The organism is Streptomyces asiaticus (assembly GCF_018138715.1).
GTDB lineage: Bacteria > Actinomycetota > Actinomycetes > Streptomycetales > Streptomycetaceae > Streptomyces > Streptomyces asiaticus.
Window position 1 is genome coordinate 3,557,053 of sequence record NZ_JAGSHX010000006.1, and the last position, 24,999, is coordinate 3,582,051.

Annotated in this window: 21 protein-coding genes; 9 read left to right on the forward strand and 12 right to left on the reverse strand. The window is 71.9% G+C overall.

Annotated features, from left to right (window positions below; all coding sequences use genetic code 11):
• Positions 1-93: 93 nt before the first annotated feature.
• Positions 94-1,437 (forward strand): UDP-N-acetylglucosamine 1-carboxyvinyltransferase, encoded by a 1,344-nt coding sequence (murA, locus tag KHP12_RS22410; protein ID WP_037954796.1) that lies wholly within the window; start codon positions 94-96, stop codon positions 1,435-1,437.
• Between the two features lie 379 nt (positions 1,438-1,816).
• On the opposite strand, the gene KHP12_RS22415 is transcribed toward murA, so the two are convergent.
• Together KHP12_RS22415 and KHP12_RS22420 are read right to left on the reverse strand one after the other, a co-directional pair.
• Positions 1,817-2,098 (reverse strand): HU family DNA-binding protein, encoded by a 282-nt coding sequence (locus KHP12_RS22415; protein ID WP_009717479.1) that lies wholly within the window; start codon positions 2,096-2,098, stop codon positions 1,817-1,819.
• A 255-nt stretch (positions 2,099-2,353) separates the two neighbouring features.
• Positions 2,354-3,775 (reverse strand): NAD-dependent malic enzyme, encoded by a 1,422-nt coding sequence (locus KHP12_RS22420; RefSeq protein ID WP_086883621.1) that lies wholly within the window; start codon positions 3,773-3,775, stop codon positions 2,354-2,356.
• 280 nt (positions 3,776-4,055) lie between these two features.
• Here KHP12_RS22420 and KHP12_RS22425 point away from each other — a divergent pair, with 280 nt between their 5' ends.
• Positions 4,056-4,265 carry a cold-shock protein gene (locus tag KHP12_RS22425; protein ID WP_020870916.1) on the forward strand — a complete coding sequence of 70 codons (210 nt, stop codon included), beginning with the start codon at positions 4,056-4,058 and terminating at the stop codon, positions 4,263-4,265.
• A 256-nt stretch (positions 4,266-4,521) separates the two neighbouring features.
• Here the strand turns inward: KHP12_RS22425 and KHP12_RS22430 are convergent, their stop codons facing one another.
• The 8 genes from KHP12_RS22430 to KHP12_RS22465 all read right to left on the reverse strand — a co-directional run bounded on the left by KHP12_RS22430 (position 4,522) and on the right by KHP12_RS22465 (position 13,956).
• Complete coding sequence (locus KHP12_RS22430; protein ID WP_372455216.1) at positions 4,522-7,041, reverse strand: HelD family protein; 2,520 nt, start codon at positions 7,039-7,041, stop codon at positions 4,522-4,524.
• A 63-nt stretch (positions 7,042-7,104) separates the two neighbouring features.
• A complete protein-coding gene (locus KHP12_RS22435; RefSeq protein ID WP_037954794.1) occupies positions 7,105-7,866 on the reverse strand; it encodes an anti-sigma factor family protein in 762 nt (253 codons plus the stop codon).
• On the reverse strand, positions 7,863-8,384 hold the full coding sequence (locus KHP12_RS22440; RefSeq protein WP_020870913.1) for a sigma-70 family RNA polymerase sigma factor: 522 nt from the start codon (positions 8,382-8,384) through the stop codon (positions 7,863-7,865). Before KHP12_RS22440 ends, KHP12_RS22435 begins: the two co-directional genes overlap by 4 nt.
• Before the next feature lie 261 nt (positions 8,385-8,645).
• Positions 8,646-9,248, reverse strand: coding sequence for a CGNR zinc finger domain-containing protein (locus KHP12_RS22445; protein ID WP_086884669.1), 603 nt, complete (start codon positions 9,246-9,248; stop codon positions 8,646-8,648).
• A gap of 225 nt (positions 9,249-9,473) precedes the next feature.
• Positions 9,474-10,643 carry a uroporphyrinogen-III synthase gene (locus tag KHP12_RS22450; RefSeq protein WP_086884668.1) on the reverse strand — a complete coding sequence of 390 codons (1,170 nt, stop codon included), beginning with the start codon at positions 10,641-10,643 and terminating at the stop codon, positions 9,474-9,476.
• Between the two features lie 212 nt (positions 10,644-10,855).
• Positions 10,856-12,256 carry a nitrate/nitrite transporter gene (locus KHP12_RS22455; RefSeq protein WP_086884667.1) on the reverse strand — a complete coding sequence of 467 codons (1,401 nt, stop codon included), beginning with the start codon at positions 12,254-12,256 and terminating at the stop codon, positions 10,856-10,858.
• 189 nt (positions 12,257-12,445) lie between these two features.
• The gene (locus tag KHP12_RS22460) at positions 12,446-12,811 is read right to left on the reverse strand and encodes an MmcQ/YjbR family DNA-binding protein (protein ID WP_037954790.1); all 366 of its coding nucleotides are present in this window, start codon (positions 12,809-12,811) and stop codon (positions 12,446-12,448) included.
• A 191-nt stretch (positions 12,812-13,002) separates the two neighbouring features.
• The gene (locus tag KHP12_RS22465; protein WP_210609361.1) at positions 13,003-13,956 is read right to left on the reverse strand and encodes a LysR family transcriptional regulator; all 954 of its coding nucleotides are present in this window, start codon (positions 13,954-13,956) and stop codon (positions 13,003-13,005) included.
• Between the two features lie 121 nt (positions 13,957-14,077).
• Between KHP12_RS22465 and KHP12_RS22470 the strand changes: the two genes are divergently transcribed.
• Positions 14,078-15,376 carry an MFS transporter gene (locus KHP12_RS22470; RefSeq protein ID WP_210609363.1) on the forward strand — a complete coding sequence of 433 codons (1,299 nt, stop codon included), beginning with the start codon at positions 14,078-14,080 and terminating at the stop codon, positions 15,374-15,376.
• Here the strand turns inward: KHP12_RS22470 and KHP12_RS22475 are convergent.
• A complete protein-coding gene (locus tag KHP12_RS22475; protein ID WP_086886504.1) occupies positions 15,371-16,222 on the reverse strand; it encodes an alpha/beta fold hydrolase in 852 nt (283 codons plus the stop codon). The genes KHP12_RS22470 and KHP12_RS22475 overlap by 6 nt on opposite strands.
• Before the next feature lie 93 nt (positions 16,223-16,315).
• On the opposite strand from KHP12_RS22475, the gene KHP12_RS22480 reads away from it, so the two are divergent.
• The 5 genes from KHP12_RS22480 to yicI all read left to right on the forward strand — a co-directional run bounded on the left by KHP12_RS22480 (position 16,316) and on the right by yicI (position 22,820).
• Positions 16,316-17,209: a LysR family transcriptional regulator gene (locus tag KHP12_RS22480; protein WP_086886503.1), complete on the forward strand. Its 894-nt coding sequence runs from the start codon at positions 16,316-16,318 to the stop codon at positions 17,207-17,209.
• Positions 17,210-17,350: 141 nt separating this feature from the next.
• The gene (locus KHP12_RS22485) at positions 17,351-18,655 is read left to right on the forward strand and encodes an extracellular solute-binding protein (protein WP_086886502.1); all 1,305 of its coding nucleotides are present in this window, start codon (positions 17,351-17,353) and stop codon (positions 18,653-18,655) included.
• A 7-nt stretch (positions 18,656-18,662) separates the two neighbouring features.
• Positions 18,663-19,577, forward strand: a complete 915-nt coding sequence (locus KHP12_RS22490) for a carbohydrate ABC transporter permease (protein WP_210609365.1) — start codon at positions 18,663-18,665, stop codon at positions 19,575-19,577.
• A 155-nt stretch (positions 19,578-19,732) separates the two neighbouring features.
• On the forward strand, positions 19,733-20,497 hold the full coding sequence (locus tag KHP12_RS22495; protein ID WP_086883943.1) for a carbohydrate ABC transporter permease: 765 nt from the start codon (positions 19,733-19,735) through the stop codon (positions 20,495-20,497).
• 13 nt (positions 20,498-20,510) lie between these two features.
• Positions 20,511-22,820, forward strand: a complete 2,310-nt coding sequence (yicI, locus tag KHP12_RS22500) for an alpha-xylosidase (RefSeq protein WP_086883941.1) — start codon at positions 20,511-20,513, stop codon at positions 22,818-22,820.
• On the opposite strand, the gene dacB is transcribed toward yicI, so the two are convergent.
• Positions 22,801-24,417: a D-alanyl-D-alanine carboxypeptidase/D-alanyl-D-alanine endopeptidase gene (gene dacB, locus KHP12_RS22505; RefSeq protein ID WP_086883940.1), complete on the reverse strand. Its 1,617-nt coding sequence runs from the start codon at positions 24,415-24,417 to the stop codon at positions 22,801-22,803. The genes yicI and dacB overlap by 20 nt on opposite strands.
• 126 nt (positions 24,418-24,543) lie before the next feature.
• On the opposite strand from dacB, the gene KHP12_RS22510 reads away from it, so the two are divergent.
• A complete protein-coding gene (locus tag KHP12_RS22510) occupies positions 24,544-24,951 on the forward strand; it encodes a DUF3592 domain-containing protein (protein ID WP_211833563.1) in 408 nt (135 codons plus the stop codon).
• The last annotated feature ends 48 nt before the right edge of the window (positions 24,952-24,999 follow it).

A 24,999-nucleotide genomic window follows, 5' to 3' on the forward strand; every position in this document is an offset into this window, starting at 1 on the left:
AGAGCCTTACGGAGGCGGTCTCCGGGGCTATTACCCTTGCCCTTTGGCCCTTGTGCCTTTTGGCCCTTGCCCGTCTCAGGAACGCGAGACCAGATGACCCGCTCGAACGATGTCCTGCTCGTCCATGGCGGCACCCCGCTCGAAGGCGAGATCCGTGTCCGCGGCGCGAAGAACCTCGTGCCGAAGGCCATGGTGGCCGCCCTGCTCGGCAGTGCGCCCAGCAGGCTGCGCAACGTCCCCGACATCCGCGATGTGCGGGTGGTGCGCGGGCTGCTCCAGCTGCACGGTGTGACGGTGCGCCCCGGTGACGAGTCCGGTGAGCTGGTGCTCGATCCCACGCATGTGGAGAGCGCCAATGTCGCCGACATCGACGCACACGCAGGTTCCTCGCGGATCCCGATCCTCTTCTGCGGCCCGCTGCTGCACCGCCTCGGCCACGCCTTCATCCCGGGCCTGGGCGGCTGTGACATCGGCGGCCGGCCGATCGACTTCCACTTCGACGTGCTGCGCCAGTTCGGGGCGACGATCGAGAAGCGGGCGGACGGCCAGTACCTGGAGGCCCCGCACCGGCTGCGCGGCACCAAGATCCGGCTGCCCTACCCGTCGGTGGGCTCCACCGAGCAGGTGCTGCTGACGGCGGTGCTCGCCGAGGGTGTGACGGAACTCTCGAACGCGGCGGTCGAGCCGGAGATCGAGGACCTCATCTGCGTCCTTCAGAAGATGGGCGCCATCATCTCCATGGACACCGACCGGACGATCCGGATCACCGGTGTCGACCAGCTCGGCGGCTACAACCACCGCGCCCTCCCGGACCGCCTGGAGGCCGCCTCCTGGGCGAGCGCGGCGCTGGCCACCGAGGGCAGCATCTACGTGCGCGGCGCCCGCCAGCGCGAGATGATGACCTTCCTGAACACCTACCGCAAGGTCGGCGGCGCCTTCGACATCGGTGACGAGGGCATACGGTTCTGGCACCCGGGCGGCAAGCTCAACGCGATCGCCCTGGAGACCGACGTCCACCCCGGCTTCCAGACCGACTGGCAGCAGCCGCTGGTGGTGGCCCTGACCCAGGCGTCGGGCCTGTCCATCGTCCACGAGACGGTCTACGAGTCCCGGCTGGGCTTCACCTCGGCGCTCAACCAGATGGGCGCGCACATCCAGCTCTACCGGGAGTGCCTGGGCGGCTCCGCGTGCCGGTTCGGCCAGCGCAACTTCCTGCACTCCGCGGTCGTCTCGGGACCCACCAAGCTCCAGGGCTCCGACCTGGTCATCCCCGACCTCCGCGGCGGCTTCTCCTACCTGATCGCGGCCCTGGCCGCCCAGGGCACCTCGCGGGTCCACGGCATCGACCTGATCAACCGCGGCTACGAGAACTTCATGGAGAAGCTCGTGGAACTGGGCGCGAAGGTGGAGCTCCCGGGCGGCGGCAACGCCGTGTAACCCATCTCTCCCGGCCCCGCGGCCGGGCCCCAACCCACCTCAGCCCGCCCCGGCACCCCCGGGACGGGCTGACCCATGCCACACCCCGCACCACGACGACCGCCCCCGGCTGGGGGTCCGGGGGTTATCCCCCGGGGGAACGCAGCATGGAGAAGCTCGTGGAGCTCGGCGCGGAGGTAGAGCTCCCGGGCGGCGGCAACGCCGTGTAGGGCCTCCGTGGGGCCTCCATGGGCCCTCCGTGGGGCTCGTAGAGCCTCCGTGGGGCCTCGTAGAGCCTCCGTGGGGCCTCGTAGAGGCTCGTGGACGGGCCTCAGGGCCCGTAGGAGCGCCGAAGGGGCGGCCACCCTCCCGGGTGGCCGCCCCTCTTGTTCGCGGGGGCTTACTTGCCCTTGGCGGCTTCCTTGAGCTTGGAGCCCGCGGAGACCTTCACGCTGTAGCCGGCCGGGATCTCGATCGGCTCACCGGTCTGCGGGTTGCGCGCGGTGCGAGCGGCACGGTGGGTGCGCTCGAAGGTCAGGAAGCCGGGGATGGTGACCTTCTCGTCGCCCTTCGCGACGACCTCACCAGTCACCTCGGCGAGGGCGGCCAGCACGGCGTCGGCGTCCTTTCGGGTCACCTCGGCGCGCTCGGACAGAGCGGCCACCAGCTCACTGCGGTTCATGTTGTACTCCCGTGTTCATCTTGCCAATGAGGCGTGAGATCGAAGCCGATGCTGCCAGGGCCCTCGGACAGTCCCCGGACCCGGGTCTGCTGTTCAGACCCTCGCGCCCGGAACGCATCCTGCCCCCACCTGTGGCGGGAATGCCAATCCGGAGCCCTGGAGAGTCACACGAAAAGCGCCGTGGCGGTCGTTTTCCTGCCCGCCACCCTATGGCCGCTTCCGGGACCCCGGAGCGCGCGACGCGCCGTGCCCCGCCTAGACCGCAGTGGTACCGGTCACAGCGCGGGCCGCGTCCCGCACGGCCCCGGCGACCGCCCCCGCGACCTTGTCGTTGAAGACGCTCGGAATGATGTAGTTGGCATTGAGCTCGTCGTCGTGGACGACGTCTGCGAGCGCACCGGCAGCAGCCAGCATCATCTCGGTGTTCACCGTACGCGACTGCGCGTCCAGCAAACCACGGAAAACGCCCGGGAACACCAGGACATTGTTGATCTGGTTCGGGAAATCCGAGCGTCCGGTGGCGACCACGGCCGCGGTCTGGCGGGCGATCGCCGGGTCCACCTCGGGGTCCGGATTGGCCAGTGCGAAGACGATCGCGCCGTCCGCCATGGCGGCCACGTCGTCGCCGGAGAGCACGTTCGGGGCCGAGACGCCGATGAAGACGTCCGCGCCCCGCACGGCCTCGCGCAGGGTGCCCGTGACGCCCTCCGGGTTGGTGTTGTCCGCGATCCAGCGCAGCGGGGACTCCGGGTCGGCGGAGACCAGGTCCTCGCGCCCGGCGTGCACCACACCGTGGATGTCGGCCACCACCGCGTGCCGCACACCCGCGGCGATCAGCAGCCGCAGGATGGCCGTGCCGGCGGCGCCCGCGCCGGACATGACGACCCTCACATCCTCGATCTTCTTGTCGACCACCCGCAGCGCGTTGGTGAGGGCCGCCAGCACCACGATCGCGGTGCCGTGCTGGTCGTCGTGGAAGACCGGGATGTCCACGGCCTCGCGCAGCCGCGCCTCGATCTCGAAGCAGCGGGGGGCGGAGATGTCCTCCAGGTTGATCCCCGCGAAGCCGGGGGCGATGGCCTTCACGATCGCGACGATCTCGTCGGTGTCCTGGGTGTCCAGGCAGAGCGGCCAGGCGTCGATGCCCGCGAACCGCTTGAAGAGGGCCGCCTTGCCCTCCATGACCGGCAGGGCGGCCTTGGGGCCGATGTTGCCGAGGCCCAGCACCGCGGAGCCGTCGGTGACGACCGCCACACTGTTGCGCTTGATGGTGAGGCGGCGGGCGTCCTCGGGGTTCTCCGCGATGGCCTGGCAGACCCGGGCCACGCCCGGGGTGTAGACCATGGAGAGGTCGTCACGGTTGCGGATGGGGTGTTTGGACGACATCTCGATCTTGCCGCCGAGGTGCATCAGGAACGTACGGTCGGAGACCTTGCCGAGCGAGACACCCTCGATGCCCCGCAGCTTCTCCACGATTTCCTGGGCGTGCGCGGTCGAGGTCGCGGCGATGGTCACGTCGATACGGAGCTTCTCGTGGCCGGACGCGGTCACATCGAGGCCCGTCACCGAGCCACCGGAGGACTCCACGGCCGTGGTCAGCTGGCTGACCGCGGTACCGCTCGCGGGCACCTCCAGCCGGACCGTCATCGAGTACGAGACGCTGGGCGCCGTTGCCATGGCCTGCTTCCTCTGCTTTCCCTTGTTCATGCTGTCGGGGCCGCGGGATGCCGGGGCCACGTCCTCAGATGGTTACACCTACCTCTGGGTACGGGGTAACCCGGCCCGACTTTCGGACATATTGTTCTGACATAGCAGAGTGGGGTCAGGCGAGTGGAAAGCCCCACTCCTTCGCGGGAACGCCTGGCGAGGCGGACCGTCCGCCGCAGCCGCCGCCCTAGGCTCTGGCGCGCTACAGCGTCGTAAGGACGTCGAGGAAGAGACAACGAGGAGCGCGGGCATGGCTCAGGGCACCGTGAAGTGGTTCAACGCCGAGAAGGGCTACGGCTTCATCGCCCAGGAGGACGGCGGACCGGATGTCTTCGTCCACTACAGCTCGATCGACGGCAGCGGCTACCGCAGCCTGGTCGACGAGCAGCGGGTCGAATTCCAGATCGTGCAGGGCCGCAAGGGCCCCCAAGCGGAAGAGGTCCGCGTCCTGGGCGGCTGATGCCGCCGGGCGCGGACCCCTTACGGAAGAGATGAAAGATGGCACCGACCCGCCATGCTCGCCTCGCGGCAAGTGGTCGCTCGAAGCGACGAAGGTTGGGCCCGGGGGCTTGGATCGGGCCGGTGCCACATCAAGGCTAACAAACAGGCCCGGGAAGGGATTCCCCTCCCGGGGGTGGATTTTGGAGCGTCCCGGAGCACCGGGCTCCGAGGTCTTCCGAGCAGCGGGCGCCGGGGCCATCCGGCCGGGGTGGCGGTCAGTCCCGCAGCAGGTCGGGGACGGCGTTTCCGTCCGGCTCGTCGCGGTCGCCCGAGACGACCGTCAGCCGCTGGGTGGCGCGGGTGAGCGCCACATACAGCACCCGGAGCCCCGCCGGGGACTCGTCGGCGATCTCGGCGGGCGAGACCACGACCGTCGCGTCGTACTCCAGCCCCTTCGCCTCCAGGCTGCCCAGCGCCACCACCCGGTCGCCCAGGCCGTTCAGCCACTGCCGGGCCTGGGCGCGCCGGTTCATCGCGACGACGACGCCGACGGTGCCGTCCACCTCGTCCAGCAGCCGGACCGCCTCGCGGCGCGCGGCCGCGCCGAGGCCGCCGTCCGCGCCCGGTACGAAGCGCGGCGCCACGCCCGTGGAGCGGACCGCCTCGGGGGCGGGGGTGCCGGGCATGGCGAGGGTGAGGACCTTGGTGGCCAGCTCGGCGATCTCCGCCGGGTTGCGGTAGTTGACGGTAAGGGTGAAGCGGCGGCGCGGGCGGCTGCCCAGCGCCTCGTCCCGGGCCCGCCCCGCCTCGTCCGGGTCGGACCAGGAGCTCTGGGCCGGGTCGCCGACGACCGTCCAGGTGGCGTGGCGGCCGCGGCGTCCGATCATCCGCCACTGCATCGGGGTGAGGTCCTGCGCCTCGTCGACGATCACATGGGCGTAGTCGGCGCGCTCCCGCTCGGCCCGCTCGGCGCGGCTGCGGCGGGGGCTGACCCGGTCGGCGTGGGTGGTCAGCTCGTCCAGACCGGTGAGCAGGTCCAGCGGGTCGGCCTCGCGGGGGGCCGCGGGGCGGGCGGGGGTGCCCAGGAGGGTGGTCAGCTCGTCCAGCAGCGCCACGTCGTGGACCGACAGCGGGCCCTGCCCGTCCGGGCCGAGCCGGGCCAGCGACCGGGCCACCTGACGGACCTCGCGGGGGTTGAGCACCCGCCGTGACCAGCGGTTCAGCCGCTTCTCATCGGCCATGGCGGCGAGGACGGAGCGGGGGGTGAGCTCGGGCCACCAGGCGTCGAGGAACTCCTGGAAGGAGTCCTCCGAGGAGATGTCCTCGTCGAAGCCCTCCCGCGCCTCGGCGGCCAGCTCGGGGTCGGTGTACCGCCCGGGGGCGCCGGAGCGGGTCCACAGCGCGTCCAGGAGCAGCCGGCGGGCGCGGGGGCGCAGCAGATTGACGGGCGCGGTGCCGCTCAGCACGTGTTCGCGGATGGTGCGCAGCTCTTCGGCGCCCAGCTCGATCCGGGCGCCGAAGGCGACCACGCGCAGCAGCTCGGGCGGACCGCCGGGTCTGGACCCGGAGCCCGCGCCGGGTCTGCCGCCGTGGACGTCCAGCGCCCCGTCCAGCGCCCCGTCCAGCGTCAGCTGGCCGTTGTCGGATGACGGTGACGAAGCCGAAGCCGAAGCCGAAACCGATGACGGCGAAGGGGCCGAACCGGCAGGCGCGGCGGCTCCGCGCGGCAGCTCGAGCGCGCCCCGGGCGGCCTTGCGCAGCACCTTCACCATCCGGGACGAGCCCTTGACGCGGGCCACGGCCGGGGTGTCGTGCGTAGTGGCCTCGGCGCCCTCCACCAGCGAGCCCACCGCCCGGATGGCCACCTGGCCCTCCTCGCCCAGCGAGGGCAGCACGCCCTCGGTGTAGGCGACCAGCAGCGGGGTGGGACTGACCACGAGGATGCCGCCCGCGTACCGCCGCCGGTCCTGGTAGAGGAGGTACGCCGCGCGGTGCAGCGCGACCGCCGTCTTCCCCGTGCCGGGGCCGCCCTCGACCTCGGTGACGGAGGCGGCGGGGGCGCGGATCACCTGATCCTGCTCGGCCTGGATGGAGGCCACGATGTCCCGCATGGTGTGGCCCCGGGCCTGGCCGAGCGCGGCCATCAGCGCGCCGTCGCCGACCACCGGCAGCGCCCCGCCGTCGAGGGTGGCGCTGAGCTCCGGGCGCAGCAGGTCGTCCTCGACGCCGAGCACCCGGCGGCCCTTGCTGCGGATCACCCGGCGGCGGACGACCCGGCCGGGGGCGACCGGGGTGGAGCGGTAGAAGGGCGCGGCGGCGGGCGCCCGCCAGTCGATCACCAGCGGGGCGTAGTCGGCGTCCAGGACGCCGATGCGGCCGATGTGCAACGTTTCGGCGATCTCCGCGCGGTCGCCGTCCGGCCCGCTGCGGATGGCGTCGTCGGCCGGTTCCACGGAGGTGTAGGCGCCGTCGGGGCCGCGTTGGCCGTCCTTGCCCGGCAGCAGATCGATGCGGCCGAAGAGGAAGTCCTCGAACTCGCTGTTCAGCCGGTTGAGATGCACCCCGGCCCGGAAGACCTGGGCGTCCCGTTCGGCGAGCGCGCCGGGCGTGCCGACCTGCCCGCGCTTGGCGGCGTCGTCCATGAGGAACTCCGCCTCGTGGATCTTCTCCGCGAGGCGGTGGTACACCCGGTCCAGATGCGCCTGCTCGATCCGGATCTCGCTGTCCCGGACCCCGTCCCCGCGGTCCCCCCGCGGTGCCGTCCGGTCGTCATGCGTGGCGTTCTGCGCGGCCACCCAGGCCCCCTTCTGTGTTCTTAAGGGCAGCCGTCAACCGTACACCTCCAGGGAGGGGGTTTCTCAGAGCCTGACCTGGGCCAGGCGCTGGCCGTCCAGGGTGCGGACCTCGAACCGCTCGATGTCGTCGGTGTTCATGGCGGCGCCGCCCTGGGCGTAGAGCGGCTCCTTGCTCCAGCGGGAGCCGTCCCCGTCCTTGACGCCGTAGCCCGAGGTGGGCACGGCCCAGGTGGTGATGGTCTCCTCGTGGCCGTCCTTGCCGATGGCGACCAGGTCGCAGGTACGCGGCCCTTTGAGGTTGCCCAGCTTGAGGGCGACGGAGGTGCCCCACCCCTTCTGCTGGAGCGAGACGGAGGCGTCCACCTTGGTGACGGGGTCCACCGCGCTGAACTTCTGGCCCTGGTCGTACACCTGCTTGGAGGAGGAGGCCACCACCTGGCCCTTGCCCCCGTCGTCGGAGTTCGCGGTGATGGCCGCTCCCGCGAGCGGGCCGCCGACGATGAGGACGGCGGCCGCGGCGACGAGGAAGAGCCGCCTTCTGCCGGAGGCTTTGCGACTCACCGCGACGTCGTCCATCAGCCGGTCGAGCAGTTCGGGCCCCGGGCGGGCGGTGACCACCGCCGGATCCGGGAGCGCGGTGCCGTCGGCGGCGGTGGCGTACTCGGCCAGCAGCGGCGGGAGGCCCATCAGCTCGTCGAGCTCGGCGGCGCACCGCTCACACCCGATGAGGTGGTCCTCGAAGCGCGCCGCGTCGGCGGGGTCGAGCACCCCGAGCGCATAGGCGCCGACCGCGGTGTGCTGCTGGTCGTCCGCTGCCGGCATCATGCCGTGACCCCCCGTTCCTCGAGCGAGAGCTTCAGGGAGCGCAGCGCGTAGAAGACCCGGGACCTCACCGTCCCGGCGGGAACGCCCAGCACTTCGGCCGCCTCACTCACCGTCCGTCCCTTGAAGTATGTCTCGACGAGGGCCGCTCTATGTGCATCGGTGAGGTCATTCAACGCGTCAGAAATGGTCATCTGGCGCAATGCGCGGTCGATGTCGTCCGCGGCGGGCATCACATGGAGCGGCGCCGCGTCCACTTCGTGGGGGCGTGCGCGGCGTTGGCGGTGGCCGTCGATGACGATACGGCGGGCCACGGTCACCAGCCAGGGCCGCACCGATCCTCCGGAGCGCCGCAGTTGGTCGGCGTTGCGCCAGGCGCGCAGGAGGGTCTCCTGGACCACGTCCTCGGCGCGGTGCCGGTCGCCCGCGACCAGGCGCAGGACGAAGGCGAGAAGCGGGCCTGCGTGCTCCGCGTAGAGCGCGCGCATGAGCGCGTCGTCCGGTGTCGTCCTCTCGGTCACGAGGGCATCTTTGCGTACGCAAGCCGCCGGGTCGAGGGGGGTACGGGCTGGAAACGCTCGGCGTTCATCGACACACGTGTGATGTACATCCCATTCCCGGGCTGAACATCTCCCCCTGTGCGGTGCGTACTTGAGTCCGAGTAAGGCCGACGCCGGGCGGGCGCCGGCCACCAGGAAGGGCTCCCTCCCCAAATCCGCCCCGCAGGCCCCGGTCCCCCCATCCGGGGCCTGCGTCATGTCCGGGTCATGGCTGAATATCGCTCATGCTTTGCTGATGCTTGGGTTTACCCGACGGCGGTGACGAGCGACCCGCTCGCGGTTTCCGCAGACTTCGCTCGAGCACCAGCGGCGTCGGCGGCCGCGCGAGGTGTCGAGGTAGACCAGCGAGCAGGTCTCCCCCGCACAGCGCCGCAACTGCCCGCGCGCCACCGGGTCGGTGAGCAGCTGCACCGCGTCCCGGGCGATCTGGGAGAGCAGAGCGCCGCAGTCCGGCTTCCCCGCGAGGGCGCTCACCAAGGCGCCGTCGGGGGTCCGTACGGCGCGCAGGGCGGGCGGGGCGGTGGCGGCCAGCGCGTTCATCCGCTCCAGATCGGCGGCTGCGGCATGGCCCTCGACCTCGGTGTGGACGATGCGGTGCAGCAGGTCGCGGGCGGCCCGGAAGCGGATGAGCCAGCGGTGGTCCACGGCCTCGAGCGAGGTGCCGCCGGGCACCAGCCCGGCGCCCAGCAGCCACGCCCTGAGGGGTTCCACCCCGCCGAGCCGCTCGACGGGCGCCTCGCTGAGCCGACCGCCGACCGTGGCCACCAGGTCCAGGCAGATCCGCCCCGAGTCGAACCGCAGGTCGTAGGCCGACGCCGACGCCATGTTCCTGTCACCCCTTCGGGGAAGGCCCGATCCGGTCACCCCTCAGAGTGCCCGCCTCGCGGGTTACCCGTAACCCCCCAGAAGCGGAACTCCAGCCCCTCCAGGGGCACCTCCCAGCGGTAGCTGGGGGAGCTTGAGGAGCGGGCCCCGGGGCAGAGCCCCATACTCCAGCCCCTCCGGCGCTTGAGGAGCGGGGTCCGGGGCGGAGCCCCGGCAACAGAACAGCTACGCGCCCCCATACTTCGTGTCGACGGACGGATCGAGCGCCAGCCGATACCCCCGCTTGACCACCGTCTGAATCAGCTTCGGCGAGCCGAGAGCCGTCCGCAGCCGAGCCATCGCCGTCTCCACCGCATGTTCATCACGCCCCGCCCCCGGCAACGACCGCAGCAGCTCCGACCGCGCCACGACCCAGCCGGGCCGCCGGGCCAGGGCCCGCAGCAACGCCATCCCGGCGGGCGGCACCATACGCAGCTCCCCGTCCACGACCACCGCGTGGCCACGGATCTCCAGCCGCCGCCCGGCGACCGGCAACGGCCGCACCCGCCCGGGAAGTTCCGCGGTCAGCAGCTGCACCAGCGGCCCGAGCCGGAACCGTTCGGGCTGGGAGGTGGGGATGTCGTGGGCCTCCAGCGGCAGCGCGGTGACCGGCCCGACACACGCGGGCAGCACATCATGGCGGAGCGCGTCCAGCAGCTCCGCGCGCATCCCGCGCCGCTCCGCCCGGTCCAGCAGGCTCGCGGCGGCGGGCGCGCTGGTGAAGGTGACGGCGTCCAGGGTCCGGGCCACCGTCGCGTCCAGCAGCCGGTCCACGGGCCCGATGTCCTCCGGCGGCATCCAGCGGTACACCGGCACCCCGACCACCTCCGCTCCCCCGGCCCGCAGCGACTCGACGAAGCCGGGCAGCGGCTCGCCGTGCAGCTGGACGGCGATGCGGTGCCCCTCGACGCCCTCGTCCAGCAGCCGCTCGAGCACCTCGGCCATCGACTCCGAGGCCGGGTACCACTCCTCGGTCAGCCCGGCGGCCCGGATCGCCCCGCGCACCTTGGGCCCGCGGGCCAGCAGCCGCACCTGGCGCAGCCGGTCGAGCAGGGCGTCGCCCAGACCCCAGCCGTCGGCGGCCTCGACCCAGCCGCGGAAGCCGATGGCGGTGGTGGCGACCACGACATCGGGCGCGCTGTCGATCAACTGCTTCGTGGCGGCGAGGAGTTCGGAGTCGTCGGCCAGCGGCACGATCCGTAGCGCGGGCGCGTGCATCACCTCCGCGCCACGGCGCTGCAGCAGGGCGCCGAGCTCATCCGCGCGGCGCGCGGCGGTGACCCCCACGGTGAATCCGGCGAGAGGGCCGACGGGCAGCTCGTCGTCGCCCGCGGCTCCGGTCTGTTCTCGGTGCATGGCTCTCGTCCCGATCTTCCGATCTCCCGATTCAGTCGTGTATGGGCGCCTTCGGTTCCGCATCGTGTCGCCGTCCCGTGTCGGTGGCGGTTCACGGAGGTTTCCCAGGCGTAACGGAGTGGACGGCCGGCGGGCTTCCCCGGCCGACCGTACGCCCCGAAACCACTGGGACGCCCGCCCGTAGGACGTCCGGAGTTCCCTGGGCGCCCCGCTCAGATGTCCGCGTAGGCGGGTTGCCGCTCCGACCGCGGATCATGCGCACCCGCCTGCCCGGCGGGCACCGTTGCCGGGCGCCGCGCGCCACGGAGGTATACGGCCCAGGTGACCGCGGAGCACACCGCGTAGAAGCCGAGGAAGGAGACGAAGGCGGGGGTCCCGGAGTGGGCGCTCGCGAACGACTCCCGGAAGGCGAGGTTGATCCCGAGCCCGCCGAGCGCGCCGACCGCCCCGATCAGCCCCATCGCCGCGCCCGACAGCCGCCGCCCGTAGGCCGCGGCCTCCTCGCCGGTCAGGCCGCGGGCCACGGCCTTCGCCTGGAAGATGCCGGGGATCATCTTGAAGGTGGAGCCGTTGCCGAGCCCGCTGAGGACGAAGAGGGCGATGAAGCCGACGAGGAAGACGGCCAGCGACTTCTGCGCGGAGGCGTAGACGACCACGACGGTCGCGGCGGCCATGGCGGCGAAGGTCCACAGCGTGATCTTCGCGCCGCCGTGGGCATCGGCGAGCCGGCCGCCGACGGGGCGGATGAGCGAGCCGAGCAGCGGGCCGATGAAGGTGAGCGAGGCGGCCTGGAGCGGGGTGCGGTCGAACTGGTTCTGGAGCACCAGACCGAAGGCGAAGCTGTAGCCGATGAACGACCCGAAGGTGCCGATGTAGAGCAACGACATGATCCAGGTGTGGGCGTCCCGCGCCGCCTCCTTGGCCGCCCCGGCGTCGTTGCGCACCGGCGCCAGGTTGTCCATGAACAGCGCCGAGAGCGCCGCCGCGACGACGATCAGCGGGATGTAGACGGCGAGCACGAGCCGTGGGTGGGCCGCCCCGGCGGTGCCGATCACCAGCAGTCCGATCAGCTGGATCACGGGCACGCCGATGTTGCCGCCGCCCGCGTTGAGCCCGAGCGCCCAGCCCTTCCTGCGCAGCGGGTAGAAGGAGTTGATGTTGGTCATGGACGAGGCGAAGTTGCCGCCCCCGACCCCGGTGAGCGCCGCGACCACCATGAACGTGGTGTACGAGGTCCCGGGCTCCATCACCACGGCGGCGGTGATCGCGGGCACGAGCAGCATCCCGGCGCTGACGATCGTCCAGTTGCGCCCGCCGAACCGCGCGACGGCGAAGGTGTACGGCACCCGCAGCACCCCGCCGACCAGCGTGGGCATCGCGACCAGGAAGAACTTCCCGGCCGGGTCGACGCCGTACTCCGGCCCCATGAACAGCACCATCACCGACCACAGGCTCCAGATGGAGAACCCGATGTGCTCGGAGAGGATGGAGAAGACCAGGTTCCGGGCGGCGATCCGCTCGCCCTTCTCCCTCCAGAACGTCTCGTCCTCCGGGTCCCACTGCTCGATCCAGCGGCCCCCTTTGCGCGCGGCGGTGGTGGTCGGGGCAGTCATCACGCCTCCACAGTTCTCGGTGTCGCCACAGACGGTAGGGACGGCGGATTTCCGGGCTGTGGCGGCAGGTGACACGGACGAAACCTTGCTCTCACCCGGGGGGCCGGGTGGCGGTGAGGGGGATTCCCGAGCTCCCGGAATCCCTTGAGAGCCAGGACCGCGGCACCCTCGAGACCGACCACGACACCCTCAAGGCCGGTCGAGCCGGAGCCGCTCGGCCCTCGGCAGCCCCGCGACCACCAGGTCGTAGGAGTCCTCGATGAGCTCCCGGACCAGCCGGTCCGGGAGGCCGCCGTCGACCGTCACCGTGTTCCAGTGGCGCTTGTTCATGTGCCACCCCGGAACGATCAGCTCCGGGTGCCCCTCGCGGAGCCGGCCCGCGTCCGCCGGGTCGCACTTCAGATTCACCGTGAGCGGACGCGCGTCCAGCGTCGTCAGGGCGAAGATCTTGCCGAGCACCTTGAAGGTCGAGACCTCGGGGTGCCGGGAGAACGGGAACTCCTCCACCACCGCGTTGAAGGAGAGGCAGAAGGACCGCAGTTGCTCAGGGGTCACTCCGGATACTCCTCGCACTCGACCGATGGGGCCAGGACGATCCTCACCGTAGACCACGCCTCCGACAACGGGCCGGTGACGACAGCGGCGCAGGCAAGGGACGTGCCCGAAGGGGCGCGGGGAACTGCGCGACCAGCCACGACGCAGCCGCGGATGAACGACCGCACCTCGCGGCACTTCCCGCGGGCCGCCTAGTCCGCCTCAGGGCGCGGCAGCCATGCGCCCGGTGGGCGGTGGAGCCAGCCGGACGTGGTGGCGAGCGCGCGGGCCGCCGCGTGGAGGGCGTCCAGGCCGGGGTGGACGAGGCCCTTGCGCCACACGATGGAGACCGGTGAGAGCGGAACGGGCTCGGCGAGGGGCCGCAGCACCGCGCCGGGCAGATGGGTGAACACCTCGCTCGCCAGCACCGACCAGCGGCGCTTGGTCACCACCCGGATGAACTCCTCGTCCCCGTCGATCTCCGGGAACGGCTCCGCCATCACGATCCCGCGCCCCGCGAAGAGCTGGGCGGCCAGGTCCGTCCACTCGGTGGTGGTGTCGTTGCCCGCCGCCGCGTACAGGGTCTCGCCCGCGAGCGCGGCCAGCGGGATCTCCTCGAGCCGGGCCAGCGGGTGGTCCTCGCGCAGCACCACCGCGATGCGCTCATAGCGGATCAGCCGGTGGTCCAGCCGGGCGAGCACGGCGGGGTCGAGGCCGCGGGCCCGGCCGAAGGAGACGTCGAGGCGTCCGGCGAGGAGTTCGGCGGCGGCCCCGGCCAGCCCGCTGTGGAAGCGGGCCACCAGCTCGGTCTCGGGGCCGATGCGACGCCGCGCCTCCGCCAGCACCTGGTTTCCGGTGCTCACCGGGGCGCTCACGTCCACCAGCAGCGGACGGCGCCCGGCCCCGCTGAAGGCCGCCGCCAGATCGTCCTGGGCCCGGAGCACCCGCCGGGCGTGCGGCAGCAGCCGTTCACCCGCAACCGTGAGGGCGACCTGGCGGGTGGTACGGACGAACAGCTCCGCGCCCAACTCCCGCTCCAGGCGCCGGATGTCGCGGCTGAGGGCCTGCTGGGCGACGTAGAGGCGGGCGGCGGCGCGGGTGAAGTGCAGTTCGTCGGCGACGGTGGTGAAGGCGCGCAGCAGGCGCGGTTCGATGTCCCGGTTCACCCGCACATGGTGACCGACGCACCCCGCGATCCTCACCCGGCCGGCATTGACAACACAGATGCGTGAATGGCTCCCGATCAGGTGTTGGACCGCCCCCGGCCGGGCCCGGGACCGTAGTGACGTGATCCTCTTCCTCGCCTCCCGCCCCGTCGTCCCCCGCCCCTCCGGCCCCGCCCACCCCGGCACCGCCGCACGGCGCCGCCGCCGGTCGCCACTCACCCCGTACCGCCGCCTCTTCGCCGCCCCCGGCGCGCTCGCCTTCACTCTCGCGGCCTTCGTCGGCCGGCTGCCGGGCTCGATGCTCGGCGTCTCCACGGTGCTCATGATCGCCACGGTCCGGGACTCGTACGCGCTCGCGGGCGCCGTCTCGGCGACCGGAGTCGCGGCGACGGCGGTCGCGGGGCCGCTGCTGGGTCGCCTGGTCGACCGGTACGGACAGGCCGGGGTCGCGGTCCCCGCCGTCCTCGTCTTCGTGGCGGGGGCGATCGCCATGGTGCTCTGCGTCCGCCTCGGTGCCCCGGCCTGGACGCTGTTCTGCTGCGCGGTGGGCTCGTCCGGCGTGCCCAGCCTGGGCTCGATGACCCGCGCCCGCTGGGCCGCGCTGCACCGCGAGGACCCGGCGGCCCGGCACACCGCCGCCTCCTTCGAGCAGGTCGTCGACGAGGTCTGCTTCATGGCCGGGCCCGCGCTCGCCATGGTGCTGTGCACGGCGGTCCGCCCCGAGGCGGGGCTGGTCACGGCGGCGGCGCTGCTGCTCGTCGGCACCCTGCTGTTCGCCGCCCAGCGCCGCACCGAACCGCCGCCGGATCCGCGCCCCGCCCGGGGCCGCGTCCTCCTCACCCCCGGTCTGCGGGTCGTCCTGATGACCTTCCTCGCGACCGGCGCCGTCTTCGGTTCGATGGAGGTGGCGACGGTCGCCGCGGTCGGCTCGTACGGGGGCTCCACGGCGAGCAGCGCCGTCCTCGCCCTCCAGGCCGCCGGGTCCTGCGCGGCCGGGCTGGCCTTCGGCGCGCTGCCACCGCGCGGTACGGCCGGAGGGCGCCTGGTGGCGGGCGTGGCCGCGATGGCCGTGGCCGTCCTCCCCCTCCTGACCGCCCGCGGCCTCGCCACTCTCGCCCCGCTGCTCTTCCTGGCGGGCATGGCCACGGCCCCCACGATGATCACGGGTATGACCCTTGTCCACCGGCTGATCCCGGCCGCCCGCCTCAACGAGGGGATGACCACCGTCTACACCGGTCTGCTCATCGGCATCTCCACGGGCGCCGCGGCAGGCGGCTGGACGGTGGACCATCTGGGCGCCACCTCCGCCTACCTCACCCCGGCGGCCGCGGCCGCCCTCGCCTTCGCCATCGCCTGGGCGGGGCGGGACCGGCTGCGGCCCGGCTACGGTGCGGTGCCCGGTCCGAGCGGGCGGTCATGACGCATCGGCCTCCGCCAGAAAGGGCCTGAGCAGAGACAACAGGGGGCCGGGGCGTTCCTCGGGGAGGAAGTGGCCGCTGTCGTCGATCACGGCGCCGCGGGTCGCCGGGGCGACCTGGCCGAGGCTGTGGACGGGGGCCGGGCCGCCGGCCCGGCCGCAGCCGACGGCCAGGGTGGGCATCGGGAGCGGGGTGCGGGCGAGTTCGGTGAGGGCGGCGGTATCGGCGGGGGCGTTGCGGTAGTACGCGAAGCCGTTGGCCAGCCGGCCCGGGCGGGTGTAGCTGCGCAGATAGGTGTCGACATCGGCGGGGCGGATGGCCCCGGCCTCCAGGGCATGCCCGTAGAAGTGCTCCAGCAGGATCCGCTCCCGGCCCTCCGCCAGCCGCTCCGCGAGGCCGGGCACCGAGAAGAAGCCGAAGTGCCAGAGCCCGGCGCGGGCGATCAGTTCGCTCAGCCCGAAGCCGTGCAGTGGCACGGCGAGCAGGGTGAAGCTGCGGACCGGGGCGGGGTGGGCGGCGGCCCACGCGTAGCCGATGGGGCCGCCCAGGTCGTGGCCGACGACATGGACCCGGTCCAGGCCCAGCTCGGCGCGCCAGGCGTCGAGCAGGTCGGCGGCGATCCGGACGCCGTGGCCGCGCGGGGAGGAGCCCGAGTCGCCCAGGCCCGGCAGGTCCACCGCGAACACCTCGTGGTGGCGGGCGAGTTCGGGGATCACCTTGCGCCAGGCGTACCAGGTCTGCGGCCAGCCGTGGAGCAGCACGACGGGGGTTCCCGGCCCCGCCGCCCGCACCCAGTGCAGCCGTACGCCTTCGATCGTCGTCTCGTGGTGTTCCAGCGTTTCGCTCATGCGGGCCAGTCGAACACCGGCGCGACGATGCTTTCCTCTTTGATATATGAGACCTGAAGGGATTATTCGCGATCAGATATAGGCTTGGCTGTTATGGAGCTGCGCCATCTCCGCTACGCGCTCGCCCTCTCCGAGCACGCCCACTTCGGCCGCGCCGCCGCCGCGCTGGGCATCCGGCAGCCCCCGCTGTCCCAGCAGATCAAGGCGCTGGAGACCGAGCTGGGCGTACGGCTCTTCGACCGCACCGGGCACGGGGTGCGGCCCACCGCCGCGGGTGAGGCGTTCCTGGCCCGGGCCCGGCAGGTGCTGGACCACCTCGACCTCGCCGTACGGGACGCGGCCGACGCCGGGCGGGGTGAGACCGGTTCGCTCGCCATCGGCTTCCTCGGCACCGCGCTGGCCGCCGTGCTGCCCGAGGTGCTCACCGCCTTCCGGACCCGTCGCCCGCAGGTCCGGCTGGAGCTGCGGGAACTCCCCAGCGCCCGGCAGATCGAGGCGCTGCTGGACGGCAGCCTGGACGCCGGGGTCGTCTGCGGCCCACCGCCCGCGGCCGCCCGGCGGCGGCTGACCAGCCTGCCGCTCGGCCGGGAGACCCTGGTGGCGGCGGTGCCGTCCGGCCACCCGCTGACCAGCGCCGCGGCCGTGCCCGTACGGGCGCTGGACAGCGAGCCGCTGATCCTCTCCTCGCGGCAGGCCGAGCCCGCCGCCGCCGATGTGGCGCTGGCCGTATGCCGCGCCGCCGGGGTCGAGCCGCGGGTCGCGCATGAGGCGCACAATCTGCACACCCTGCTGGGGCTGGTCGCCTGCGGGCTCGGCATCGGCATCGGACCGGCGGGGATGCGGCGCTTCCGGCATGTGGGGGTGACCCTGCTGCCGCTGGAACCGGCCGCCGCCGGGCTGGAGTTCCACCTGGCCCACCGCTTCGGCCCGGTCCCGAGCGTCCTGGGCGCCTTCCTCCGCACGGTGCGCCAGGTCCACAAGGGCTGAGGCCCACAGCGTTTCCGGGTGCGCCCGTTTTGTCAACGGCATTGACATATCTCTACCACCCCTCGTATACCTCTCCCCATCGAAGCGCTTCGACGAACGTTGCACATGCGCCCTTCCTTCCAACCCTCTCGGAGGCAGCGGATGTTGACGGCACGGAAACGGACGAAACGAACGGTGGCCACCATCGCGGCCGCGCTCGCGGCATCCCTGGTCATCGCGGGTTGCGGGGACGGCGGGGACGAGGCCGGGGACGGCAAGTCGCTCAAGCTGTGGCACTACGAGGCGCCCAACAGCGCCATGGGCATCGCCTGGAAGCAGGCGATCGAGGAGTTCAAGAAGAGCCATCCGGGCGTCACCGTGAAGGTCGAGGAGAAGGGCTTCGAACAGATCCAGAAGACCGCCTCGATGGTCCTCAACTCCGGTGACGCACCCGATCTGATGGAGTACAACAAGGGCAACGCCACCACCGGGCTGCTCTCCAAGCAGGGCCTGCTCACCGACCTCACCCCCGAGGTCACCAAGCGCGGCTGGGACAAGCCGCTCAGCTCCGGCGTGCGCACCACCAGCCGCTATGACGCCCAGGGCGTGATGGGCTCCGGCAACTGGTACGGGATCCCCAACTACGCCGAGTACACGATGGTCTTCTACAACAAGACCCTCTTCACCAAGCACCACATCAAGGTCCCGACCACCTTCGACGAGTTCACCGCCGCCCTGAAGGCGTTCAAGAACAAGGGCGTCACCCCGCTGGCGAGCGCGGGCGCCGAATACCCCGCCCACCAGTACGTCTACCAGCTCGCCCTGTCCAAGGCCGACCGCTCCTGGGTGGACGCCTACGAGCAGTACCAGGGCAAGCCGGACTTCCACGACGCCGCCTGGACCTATGGCGCCACCACCTTCGCCGACTGGGTGAAGAAGGGCTATATCGCCAAGAGCTCGAGCGGCGCCAAGGCCGAGGACGCGGGCGCGGCCTTCATCGCGGGGAAGTATCCGATGTTCTTCTCCGGCAGCTGGTGGTTCGGCCGCTTCAAGTCCGAGATGAAGGACGAGTGGGGCACCTTCCCCTTCCCCGGCTCCAAGCTCACCCTCGGCTCCGGCGGCAATCTCTGGGTCGTCCCCAAGGGCGCCAAGAACAAGGAGCTCGCCTACGACTTCATCGACATCACGATGAAGAAGGGCATCCAGAACACCCTCGGCAACAACGGCGGAGTGCCCGTGGCCGCCGATCCCTCGGCGATCACCGACCCCAAGTCCAAGGCCCTGATCAAGGACTTCGCCACCTACGCCGACGGCGACGGCCTCGCCTTCTACCCCGACTGGCCGGTCCCCGGCTTCTACGACGTCCTCGTCTCCGAGACCCAGAAGCTGATCACCGGCGGCGCCGGGCCCGACGCCTATCTGGACGCGCTGAAGAAGGCGTACGACGCGGGCGCGCCGAAGGGATGAGCTCCCGATGAGCTCCCACAGCAAGGCACCGCCGCTACGGCGCCGCGAGTATCCGTACGCCCTGTTCCTGCTCCCCGGCGCGCTGGCCTTCCTCGCCGTCATCGTCGTCCCGTTCCTGATGAACGCCGGGATCAGCCTCACCCACTGGCAGGGCGTGGGCAGCCCCAAGTGGGCCGGGCTCGCCAACTACCGCGATCTGCTGGACGACTCCGCCTTCTGGGAGTCCTTCCGGCACAGCCTGGCCATGGTGGTGGCGATGGCGGTGCTCCCCACCGCCCTCGGCCTGGTGCTCGCCGCCGCGCTCTTCGACTACATCGCCAAACACATCGGCACCCGCACCGCGAGCGTGCTGCGCGCCTGCTTCTATCTGCCGCAGGTGCTGCCGATCGCGGTGGCCGGAATCGTCTGGAGCTGGATCCTCGCCCCGGAGAACGGCGCGCTCAACGAGGCGCTGGGCACCGTCGGGCTCGGCTCGCTGCGCCAGGACTGGCTGGGCGACCCGGACTTCGCGCTCTACAGCGTGATGGCCGTGATGGTGTGGGTCCAGCTCGGCTTTCCGCTGGTGGTCTTCATGGCGGGGCTCCAGCGCGCCGACCCGTCCCTGCACGAGGCGGCCGAGCTGGACGGGGCCTCGTGGTGGCGGCGGTTCTGGCATGTGACGCTGCCCCAGATCCGCCCGGAGATCTATGTCGTGCTGCTGTGGTGCACCATCGCGGCGCTCAAGGTCTTCGGCGCGGTGTATGTGCTCACCAAGGGCGGGCCGGGTGGGGCCACCAACGTCCCCTCGTACTTCTCCTTCCAGTCCTTCTTCGAGAAGACGCAGGTCGGGTACGGCTCCGCGGTCTCCACCGCCCTCACCGTGATCATCCTGGCGCTGGCCCTGGTGGCGTTGCGCCTGCAAACCCGGGCGGAGGACCGGTGAACGCCGTCAAGGGCCCAGTGAACGCCGTCGGAGGACCGGTGAACGCCGTCGGAGGACCGGTGAACGCCGTCGGAGGACCGGTGAACGCCGTCAAGGGACAACGCGCCCCGGCCCGCTTCCCGGTGCTGGCCGCGCTGATCGTGGCGGCCGCCCTCATGGTGCTGCCCTTCCTCGTGGTGGCCCTCAACGCGGTGAAATCGCCCGCCGACTACTCCGCGCACGGCCCGCTGAGCCTGCCCGAGGGGATCCACCTCGACGGCCTCAGGGACTTCTGGCAGCGAGTGGACTTCGGCCGGAAGCTGTTCAACTCCGCGCTGATCTCCGGCTCGGTGGCGGTGCTCGCCGCACTGCTGTCGGTGCTCAACGCGTATGCGATCGGCATCGGGCGGGTCAGGGGCCGCCCCTGGGTGCTGGCCTTCTTCGTGCTGGCCAACATGCTGCCGCAGGAGGCCCTGGTCTACCCCGTCTACTACCTGTCCAAGCAGGTGGGCCTGTACGACACCCGGCTGAGCGTGATCATCGTCTTCACCGTGATCCAGTCGGCCTTCGGCACCTATCTGCTCTCCTCCGTGCTCGGCGCCTTCCCCAGGGAGGTCATCGAGGCGGCCCGGATCGACGGTGCCACCAAGTGGCAGGTGCTGTGGCGGGTCGTGGTGCCGGTGAGCCGCCCCACCATCGGGGTGCTGCTGGTCTTCTTCTTCATCTGGACCTGGAACGAGTTCCTGCTGCCCCTGGTGATGCTGATCTCCAACGACAACCAGACGGTCTCGGTGGCGCTCGGCGTCCTCCAGGGCCAGCGGCTGATGGACGCCACCATGACCAACGCGGCCGCCCTGCTGGGGGTGCTCCCCGCGTTCTGCTTCTTCCTGATCTTCCAGCGGACCCTGACCCGTGGCATCGCCATGGGCGCGGTCAAATGACGAGGAGGCCCGCATGAAGTTCAGCGACGGCTACTGGAGACTGCGCGAGGGCGTCCACGCCGCCTACCCCCAGGGGGTGCTCGACGTGGAGACCGGCCCCGGCACCCTCACCGTCCACGCCCCCACCCATCCCGTACGCCACCGCGGCGATCTGCTCAAGGGTCCCGCCCTCACCCTGACCTGCACCGCCCCCATGCCCGATGTGATCGCCGTCCGGATCACCCACTTCGCGGGCGGGGTCGAGCGCGGCCCGTCGTTCGAGATCGCCCACGAGACGTACGACGCCGAGGTGAGCTGCGACGACGGGGAGGCCCGGCTCACCTCGGGCGCGCTCTCGGTGCGCTTCGCCCGCACCGGACCCTGGCGGATGGACTTCGAGGCCGCCGGGCACACGCTCACCAGCAGCGGCGTCAAGGACACGGGCATCATGGAGACCGCCGACGGCGGCCACCACCTGCGCGAACGGCTCGCGCTGCGGGTCGGCACCTCCGTCTACGGGCTCGGCGAGCGCTTCGGCCCGCTGGTGAGGAACGGCCAGGCCGTCGACATCTGGAACGCCGACGGCGGCACCGCCACCGAGCAGGCGTACAAGAACATCCCGTTCCTCCTCACCGACGCGGGCTACGGCGTCTTCGTGGACCACCCAGGACGGGTCTCCTTCGAGGTCGGCTCGGAGGCGGTCTCCCGGATCCAGTTCAGCGCCGAGGACCAGGAGCTCACGTACTACGTCATCCACGGGCCCACCCCCAAGGACATCCTGCGCCGCTACACCGCGCTCACCGGCCGCCCCGCGCTGCCGCCCGCGTGGTCCTTCGGGCTGTGGCTGTCCACCTCCTTCACCACCTCCTACGACGAGGAGACCGTCACCGGCTTCGTGGACGGCATGGCGGAGCGCGCGCTGCCGCTGTCCGTCTTCCACTTCGACTGCTTCTGGATGCGCGAGTACCAGTGGTGCGACTTCACCTGGGATCCGCGGGTCTTCCCCGATCCGGCGGGCATGCTGCGGCGGTTGCGGGAGCGGGGCCTCAAGATCTCCGTCTGGATCAATCCGTACATCGGCCAGCGCTCCCCGCTCTTCGCCGAGGGCAAGGCGGCCGGGCATCTGCTGAAGCGGCCGGACGGGTCGGTGTGGCAGTGCGACCTGTGGCAGCCGGGCATGGCGCTGGTGGACTTCACCAGTCCGGCCGCCCGCGCCTGGTACGCGGCCAAGCTGACCGCGCTGCTGGACATGGGCGTGGACTGCTTCAAGACCGACTTCGGCGAGCGGGTGCCGTTGGACGTGGTCTACGCGGACGGCTCCGACCCCGAGCGGATGCACAACTACTACACCCACCTCTACAACCGCACCGTCCACGAGGCGCTGAGCGAGCGGCGCGGGGAGCGCGAGGCGGTGGTCTTCGCGCGCTCGGCCACGGCGGGCGGCCAGCAGTACCCGGTGCACTGGGGCGGCGACTGCGAGTCCACCTACGAGGCGATGGCCGAATCGCTGCGCGGCGGGCTCTCGCTGGGCCTCTCCGGCTTCGGCTTCTGGAGCCATGACATCGGCGGCTTCGAGGGCACCCCGGACCCGGCCCTGTTCAAACGGTGGATCGCCTTCGGGCTGCTGTCCTCGCACAGCAGACTGCACGGCTCGTCCTCGTACCGGGTGCCGTGGCTCTTCGACGAGGAGTCGGTCGAGGTGCTGCGCCACTTCACCCGGCTGAAGCTGCGGCTGATGCCGTATCTGTACGAGGCGGCGCGGCAGGCGCACACCGAGGGCATCCCGGTGATGCGCGCCATGGTCCTGGAGTTCCCGGACGACCCCGGGTGCGCGGGTCTCGAGCGGCAGTACATGCTCGGCGGGGACCTGCTGGTCGCCCCGGTCTTCGACGACGAGGGCGAGGTGACGTACTACGTGCCCGAGGGCGTCTGGACGCATGTGCCCAGCGGGCGGACGGTGCGCGGCCCGCGCTGGGTGCGCGAGACCCACGGCTTCCACAGCGTCCCGCTGCTGGCCCGTCCCGGCGCGGTGATCCCGTTCGGCGCGGCCGACGACCGCCCCGACACCGACTGGGCGGACGGGGTCACGCTGCGGGTGTACGAACCGGCGGCGGGCCGCCCGGTCACGGTGCGGGTGCCGCGCCCGGACGGCACGACGGCCGCCACCTTCACCGTCGTCCGGGACGGGGCGGTGCTGCGCGCCGAGGCCGCCGGCACCTCGGCGCCATGGCGGCTGGAGGTGGCCGGCGGCCCGTCCGCGGAGGCGGCGGCGGGGACGGCGGTGCTGACGGTGCCGCTGCCTCTCAGCGGTGGTGGGCTTGACCTCAGCAGCTCCGGGGCTTGACCCAGGAGCATTCGAGTCCGGCGTCGGCCGTGGCGGCCGTGGCACCCCGTACGGCACGGGGCCGCACCGCCTCCGCACGGCCGTCGCCGGACTTCGCGAGCGTCACCACGATCGCGTCCTCCAGGTTCTTCACGGACGGGGCGAGGTAGTTGTTGAGGACGACGCTGTAGACCAGCTCCCTGCCGTCCGCGTCGGTGACATAGCCGGAGAGCGCGGAAGCGCCGGTCAGGGAGCCGGTCTTGCCGCGCGCGTTCCCGGCCGCCGGGGTGGAGCACATCCGCGTACGCAGGGTGCCGCCCACGAACCGGTCCGGGGCGCAGGCCACCGGCAGCGAGGCGTACCAGTCGGCGTACCAGGGCTGGTCGCGCACCGACAGCAGCAGTTCGGTGAGGCGCCCGGCCGCGATGTTGTCCATCCGGGACAGCCCGGAGCCGTCCACCTGGCGCACCGCGCCGGTGTCCACGCCCTGCTTCTTCAGCCAGTCGGCGATGGCGGCGAGCCCCGCGTCCCAGGTGCCGCGCCCGGCCGTCGCATAGCCGATGGCCTTGGTGAGCGCCTCGGCGTGGATGTTGTTGGACAGCTTCATGAAGGGGATGAGCAGTTCCTTCAGCGGCATGGAGCGGTGCGAGGCGAGCTCTTGGGCGTCCGCCGGGGTGGCTCGGCCGAGGCGGGTGGGCCCGGCCACGCGGACGCCGTGCCGTTCGAGGGCGTCGGCGAAGACCGAGGTGGCGTAGCCGGTGGGCGCCCAGACGCTGACCCACTCCTTGGCGGTCGCCGCCCCGGCCGGGAGGGCGCCGCTGACGGTGATGGTGTTGGAGCCGTGCTGCCGCTCGACCGTGAGGCTGCCGCTTCCGCCGCCGCCTCCGGTGGTCGCGCGGTTGTCGATCCGTACGTACGCGTTCGGCGGTGTGACGGTGACCTTCGGCCGGTCGCCGGCCGCCGCGCCCGGGGTGACCTCCACGATGACGCTGCCCGCGTCGTAGTCGGTGTCGGGGGCGAGGGTCAGCGCGGAGATCTGCGCCGCGTAGTACGAGGACTCGTCGTCGGCCGCCCAGGAGCGGCCCACCCGCTGCGCGTCGAAGCGGGTGTCATCGGCGATCAGCCGCCCGCTGACCTTGGTGATCCCCGCGTCGGCGACACCCTTCGCGAGGCGGTCGTAGTCCCCGGCGAGCATCGTGGGGTCGCCGGTGCCGCGAAGGTAGAGATCGCCCCGGAGCGTACGGCCGTGGCGGGTGCCGTCGGTCAGCACATCGGTGCGGAAGCGGTGGTCGGGACCGAGCAGCCCCATGGCGGCGGCCGAGGTGAACAGCTTGGTGTTGGAGGCGGGCATCAGCCGGTCGTCGGGCCGGTGCCGGTAGAGCACGGCACCGGAGTCGGCGTCGGCGACCACGACCCCGGCCGCGCCGCCCTTCAGCAGGGGGTCGGCGAGGATGGTGTCGATGGCGTCGCCGATCCCGGCGCGGGAGGCGTCCGCAGCGCGGGAGGCGTCGGCACCGGCAGGCGAGCTCCAGGTGAGGGTGAAGGCGAGTCCGATGACGAGGGGGACGACGAGGGGCCAGATCCAGCCGCTCACACGACGGTTCAGGGGTCTGCTCATGTCACGGGAGGATCCCGCACCCCGCCCCTTCGCGACAGAGCGCCCGAAGGTGGCAACCGAAGTTCCGGATCACCGCGTCCCCTGTGTCAGAGGGGGGCACCGAACACGACGAGAAACGAACCACTGATGGCCGTGCCCGGAGCCGATCTGCTGTGCGTCGCGGTCGGATTGCTGCTCTACGCCTGCGCCGTCCGCGACGCCCGGCTGGTGCGAAGGCTGCGCCGCGAGGGGGTCCGTACGGAGGGCGTGGTGGTCGCCAACGTCGTGGACCGCCGGGAGCGGAACCGGCACCCGACCCAGACGCCGGTCATCCGGTTCCACGACCACCAGGGCTACGTGGTGGAGTTCACCACCGCGATCCAGGGCGTCGGCCTGGGCCTGGCGACCGGCCGGAGGGTGGACGTGAGGTACCTCCCGGGCGAGTCGCAGAAGGCCCGGGTATGGATGCGGCGCCACATACTCGGCCCGGCGGCGGGCCTGACCCTGGGCGGCACGCTCTTCCTCGGCTTCGGCCTGGTGATCGCCTTCAGCTGACCACCGCTCGCGGGGCGGGGCGCGAGGTCACCCGCTGTGGGCGGGGCA

Bases quoted from the DNA above. Each gene is read 5' to 3' on its own strand.
- murA (WP_037954796.1), top strand. From the start codon at position 94: ATGACCCGCTCGAACGATGTCCTGCTCGTCCATGGCGGCACCCCGCTC.
- KHP12_RS22415 (WP_009717479.1), bottom strand. From the start codon at position 2,098: ATGAACCGCAGTGAGCTGGTGGCCGCTCTGTCCGAGCGCGCCGAGGTG.
- KHP12_RS22420 (WP_086883621.1), bottom strand. From the start codon at position 3,775: ATGGCAACGGCGCCCAGCGTCTCGTACTCGATGACGGTCCGGCTGGAG.
- KHP12_RS22425 (WP_020870916.1), top strand. From the start codon at position 4,056: ATGGCTCAGGGCACCGTGAAGTGGTTCAACGCCGAGAAGGGCTACGGC.
- KHP12_RS22435 (WP_037954794.1), bottom strand. From the start codon at position 7,866: ATGATGCCGGCAGCGGACGACCAGCAGCACACCGCGGTCGGCGCCTAT.
- KHP12_RS22445 (WP_086884669.1), bottom strand. From the start codon at position 9,248: ATGGCGTCGGCGTCGGCCTACGACCTGCGGTTCGACTCGGGGCGGATC.
- KHP12_RS22450 (WP_086884668.1), bottom strand. From the start codon at position 10,643: ATGCACCGAGAACAGACCGGAGCCGCGGGCGACGACGAGCTGCCCGTC.
- KHP12_RS22455 (WP_086884667.1), bottom strand. From the start codon at position 12,256: ATGACTGCCCCGACCACCACCGCCGCGCGCAAAGGGGGCCGCTGGATC.
- KHP12_RS22475 (WP_086886504.1), bottom strand. From the start codon at position 16,222: ATGAGCGAAACGCTGGAACACCACGAGACGACGATCGAAGGCGTACGG.
- KHP12_RS22480 (WP_086886503.1), top strand. From the start codon at position 16,316: ATGGAGCTGCGCCATCTCCGCTACGCGCTCGCCCTCTCCGAGCACGCC.
- KHP12_RS22485 (WP_086886502.1), top strand. From the start codon at position 17,351: ATGTTGACGGCACGGAAACGGACGAAACGAACGGTGGCCACCATCGCG.
- KHP12_RS22490 (WP_210609365.1), top strand. From the start codon at position 18,663: ATGAGCTCCCACAGCAAGGCACCGCCGCTACGGCGCCGCGAGTATCCG.
- KHP12_RS22495 (WP_086883943.1), top strand. From the start codon at position 19,733: ATGGTGCTGCCCTTCCTCGTGGTGGCCCTCAACGCGGTGAAATCGCCC.
- yicI (WP_086883941.1), top strand. From the start codon at position 20,511: ATGAAGTTCAGCGACGGCTACTGGAGACTGCGCGAGGGCGTCCACGCC.
- dacB (WP_086883940.1), bottom strand. From the start codon at position 24,417: ATGAGCAGACCCCTGAACCGTCGTGTGAGCGGCTGGATCTGGCCCCTC.
- KHP12_RS22510 (WP_211833563.1), top strand. From the start codon at position 24,544: ATGGCCGTGCCCGGAGCCGATCTGCTGTGCGTCGCGGTCGGATTGCTG.